Raw genomic sequence first — 1969 nt, 5'->3', positions numbered from 1 at the left:
TGAGCGCAACGCGGCCCCTGCGGCAGCCGCGCCGGCGACGGCGCGGCTGCCGCCTCGCGTGCCGTCCGCGCCGGTCGGATGCGACGCCGTCAACCGGCGCCGCCCGCCGCGCGCAAGGCGCGGCGGTGAATATCCGCACCGAATTTCAACGAATGATCGCCAAGGCCATCACTGGCGCCGGCGTACCGCGGCCATCCTCGCCTCCACTTCGCGCGTGCGCTCGTCTTCGGCGCCGAACGCGGCGCGGCGCAGGTCCAGAGCGCGCTGCAGCAGCGCGTCGGCTTCGGCGGCCTGGGCGGGCCGGCGCAGGCTTTGCTCCAGCGCGAGCAGCAGCGGTACGAGCTGGGCGTCGTCGGCCCGCAGGCGCGCGGAGTAGTTCTGCAGGGCTTCGCGCAGGGCGCCCTGGGCCTCGTCGAGCCGGCCCTGGCGCGTCAGCACGCGGCCGAGGTGCAGCAGGTCGGTGCCGACGAGCTCGTGCGCATCGCCGTACTGCTTGCGCTGGGCGGCCAGCGCTTCGCGGTATTGCGCTTCGGCCGCGGCGTGTTGGCCGCGCGCTTCGAGCACGCTGCCGAGGTTGAACACCGCGGCCGAGCGCCAGGTATGGTTGGGTTCGTACAGCGCGAGCGCCTGCCGGTAGTAGTTCTCCGCGGCGTCGATGCGGCCCGCGCCTTCGGCGACCCAGCCGAGATCGCTGAGGTTCATCGCGACCGTCGCGTGCTTCTCGCCGAGATGGCGGCGACGGATGTCCAACGCCTTGAGCAGCAGCGCCTCGGCTTCGTCGTTCTTGTCCTGCGCCTTCAGCGCGCGGGCGAGATTGTTCATGACCGCGGCCGCGAACGGATGGTCCTCGCCGCGCGTCTGCACGACGCCGGCCAGCGCCTCGCGGTAATGCGCCTCGGCGTCGGCGTAGCGGCCGAGATTGCGTTCGACCGCGGCGAGGCTCGACAGATCGGTCGCGATATGCGGATGGCCGGCCGGCAGCAGTTCGCGGTGCAGATCCAGGGCCTGCCGCAGCAGCGGTTCGGCACCGGCATAGTCGCCGCGCGCGCGCCGGGTCATGCCCAGGCGCCCGAGACTGTCGGCGACGCCGAGATCGCGCTCGCCGAGCAGGCGCCGGCGCATGTCCAGCGCCGCGCGGAACAGGGTCTCGGCGCCCGCGTAGTCGGCATGCTCGTAACGCACCTGGCCGCGGTCGCGCAGGGTCGTCGCGATCTCGGCGGTGTCGCCGGCCTGGCCTTCGCGATACAAGGTCTCGGCCTGCAGCAGCAGCTGCTCGGCTTCGTCGAAGCGGTCCTGCGCGCCGCGCAGCGCGCCGAGCGCGCGCAGCGCCGCGGCGCGCACGCCGGGCGCGAGCTCCGCATGCGCCTGCACGAGATCGCGCGCGCGCGTCAGCAGCTGCTGCGCCTGGTCGTACTGGCCGAGCTGGTAATAGGTCGCGCCGACGGTCGTCAGCAATTCGACCTGCACTTCGGGCTGGCCGACGAGCTCGGCCTCGATCGACGACCAGCCGGCATCGAGCAGTTCGCGCGCAGTCAGTTCCTTGCCGAGGCTGCGCGTGGGGTCGGCACCTTCGAACAGGCGCAGGATCAGCGACTTCACGCGGTCGGCCTTGCGCGCCTCGGCCTGGGCGCGGTCGCGCTGCTGCGCGATCGCGCGCGCCTGCACGCTGACGGTCAGCGCATAGGCCGCGGTCAGCAGGAAGATCGTCGAGGCCGCCGCGACGGCCCAGGCGTGCCGGCGCACGAAACGCGCCGCGCGGTAGCGCCAGGTCTCGGGCCGCGCGCTGACCGGGCGGTGATGCTGCCAGCGGCGCAGGTCGTCGATGAGATCGCGCACGCCCGCGTAGCGCCGCGCCGGCTCCTTGCGCAGCGCCTTCATGACGATGAGATCGAGATCGCCGCGCAGGCGCCGCGCGAGCGCGGCCGGTGCGAGCCCGCCGATGCGCGCGGCGCTCGGCGGCGGTGCGGCC

General features: G+C 73.6%; 1 protein-coding gene. It reads right to left on the bottom strand.

Annotation, left to right across the window (positions count from 1 at the left end):
- Positions 1–168: 168 nt before the first annotated feature.
- Positions 169–1969 (bottom strand): tetratricopeptide repeat protein (locus tag NON22_RS23585; protein ID WP_257389429.1); only part of this gene is annotated, 1801 nt, incomplete at its 5' end.

It is taken from the genome of Tahibacter caeni, assembly GCF_024609805.1.
In the GTDB taxonomy this organism is placed as follows: domain Bacteria; phylum Pseudomonadota; class Gammaproteobacteria; order Xanthomonadales; family Rhodanobacteraceae; genus Tahibacter; species Tahibacter caeni.
Note: the sequence above shows the minus strand (reverse complement) of the source record. Positions and strands in the feature narration are given on the sequence as shown.